Source organism: Paenibacillus ihuae (assembly GCF_001368795.1).
Classification (GTDB): domain Bacteria; phylum Bacillota; class Bacilli; order Paenibacillales; family Paenibacillaceae; genus Paenibacillus_AQ; species Paenibacillus_AQ ihuae.
This window is the reverse complement of record NZ_LN831202.1, coordinates 110,581-113,141: the sequence shown is the minus strand read 5'-3', so window position 1 is coordinate 113,141 and position 2,561 is coordinate 110,581. Positions and strand designations below refer to the sequence as shown.

The window sequence follows — 2,561 nt, the reverse complement described above, 5'->3', positions numbered from 1 at the left end:
CTGCGCCAATACGCTGGCTCAGGAAGCCGATCTGGTAATCGGTGTCGGCACCCGGTTTACGGACTTCACCACGGGCTCGAAGAGCCTGTTCACGCATCCTGAGGCGGAGTTTCTGACGCTCAACGCCTCGCCTTACCATGCAGCCAAGCTGGATGCGCTGGCTGTGGTCTGTGATGCTGCTGAAGGCTTAAAGGCGTTATCCGCTGCTTTGGAGGAACGCGGCTACCGCTCTGCTTATACGGATGAAATCACATCCGCAAAGAAGGCGTGGGAAGCGGAAAGAAACCGTCTGGCTGAAGTGGAGTATACGGGGATAAAGGGTAGCTTGAAGGCGGGAGGCGCGAAGGATAGCGGCGCGAAGGAAGCCGGTGTGTTGGATGGTGTGAAGGATGGCGGTGCGTTGGAGGATGGTGTGAAGGATAGTGTGAAGGATGGCAGTGCAATGGGGGATGGCGTGAAGGAAGCGGACCTTCCGGCACATTCATTCGTGCCCGAAATTGCCGGACATCTCGATGAGAGGCTACCCGAGTATGCAGAAGCGCTGAATACTTCGCTGGCGCAGACTCAGGTGCTCGCAATACTTAATGAATATATCCCTGAGGACGCCATCGTCATCGGAGCGGCTGGCAGCCTGCCGGGTGATATGCAGCGGATGTGGAATTCGTCTGTGCCGGATACTTACCATATGGAATACGGATTTTCGTGCATGGGGTATGAGATCGCCGGTGCTCTCGGCATCAAATTGGCTGAACCGGAGCGGGAAGTATACGCCCTGGTCGGAGACGGCAGCTATCAGATGCTGCATTCGGAGCTGGTAACGAGCCTGCAGGAGAACAAGAAGATCAACGTCATACTGCTCGACAATGCAGGCTTCGGCTGCATCAACAATCTGCAGATGGAACAGGGCCTCGACAGCATGGCTACAGAATTCCGCCACCGCGGCCAAGACGGCCGGCTGAGCGGCGGGCTGATGGTCATCGACTATGCGGCCAGTGCCGCCGGCTATGGGGTCAAAACCTACCGCGCAGCAACGGCCGAGCAGCTGCGCAGTGCACTGGAGGAAGCCCGGAAGCAGTCGTGTTCCACGCTGATTGACATCAAGGTGCTGCCGAAGACAATGACACACGGCTATGGATCCTGGTGGCATGTCGGTGTGCCGGAAGTGTCCGGCAGCGAAGCCGTGCAGGCCGCCTACGTGCAGAAACAAGGGCAGCTGGAGAAGGCTCGCAGTTATTAAGCTGCTTGAGCAGCTTGTGCTGCCTTAGCAAGGAAACTCTGCGGCGGGCGGCTGAAGCCTGCTGTCATACCTGTGATAATGGAAGGGGTAGTACCCATGATGTTCAAAGAACATACGGTAAGGCTGGCGATTGCCCCCATCGCCTGGACTAATGATGATATGCCTGAACTGGGGCGGGACAATACGTTTGAGCAGTGCATTAGTGAGATGGCACTTGCCGGGTATGAAGGCAGCGAGGTGGGCAACAAATATCCGCGTTCTCCGGAGCGGCTGCACCGGGCGCTTGAACTGCGCGGGCTGCAGATTGCCAGCGCCTGGTTCAGTGCCTATCTGACGGCAGGTCCTTATGAGGAGACTGCGAAAGCTTTTATCGCACAACGTGACTTCCTGCATGAGATGGGAGCCAAAGTGATTGTAGTTTCCGAGCAGGGACGCAGCATCCAAGGGCAGATGGATACGCCGCTATTCGCCGCTAAGCCTGTGTTTACGGAAAGTGAGTGGGCGGCGCTCGCTAAAGGCTTGGGCGGGCTGGGCCGCCTGGCGGCCGAGAAGGATATGGCGCTTGTCTATCACCACCATATGGGAACCGGAGTGCAGACGGCGGCCGAAATTACCCGGCTGATGGAGCTCACCGATCCCGGCGAGGTATCCCTGCTGTTTGATACGGGGCATCTGGCTTTTGCCGGTGAGAATCCTTTGGAGGTGCTGCGCACCCATCTGCCGCGGATTAAGCATGTCCACTTAAAGGATATCCGGCCCGGGGTTGTCCAGCGTGTGATTTCGGATGGGCTCAGCTTCCTGCAGGCGGTAAAAGCAGGAGCATTCACCGTGCCGGGTGACGGGTGCATTGCGTTTGCTGAGATTTTTGAAGAATTGGCAGCGGCATCCTATTCGGGGTGGTTTGTGGTGGAAGCGGAGCAGGACCCGGCGCTGGCCGATCCGCTGGAATACGCGATCAAGGCGCGCCGCTATATCCGGGAAGTCAGCGGCTTATAAGCCGCTTGGGCGGCGGCCGGGCGGTTGTGATCTGGCGGGTTTGCCCAGGTAATGTGGATGCGGGGTTGCGCGGCTGTGGCTGTGCTCACCCCGCCTTTTGCATTGGATAGGAGCGTGTGGACTCCTATTGTTGCAGGGATAAGAAGCATCTGAAAGGTGTGGATTAAGGAGGAAATCTTCGTAAGAAGATGGAGCCCGGCCGTCCCGGGCAGAAATCCGGCCACCGGGTGAAATCAGTGGGAAATCCCACTGATTGGACGGAAACCCGGCCACCGGGCGAAAATAGTGGGATAAATCCCTCTGATTGGGGAAACCCGGCCACCGGGCG

2 protein-coding genes are annotated in these 2,561 nt (G+C 57.9%); both read left to right on the top strand.

Annotated features, from left to right (window positions below):
- The coding region (locus AQR02_RS34945; protein WP_245237751.1) for a thiamine pyrophosphate-dependent enzyme at nucleotides 1-1,237 on the top strand (1,237 nt) is incomplete at its 5' end.
- Between the two features lie 99 nt (nucleotides 1,238-1,336).
- Complete coding sequence (iolE, locus tag AQR02_RS26265) at nucleotides 1,337-2,233, top strand: myo-inosose-2 dehydratase (RefSeq protein ID WP_054943404.1); 897 nt, start codon at nucleotides 1,337-1,339, stop codon at nucleotides 2,231-2,233.
- Nucleotides 2,234-2,561: the final 328 nt, after the last annotated feature.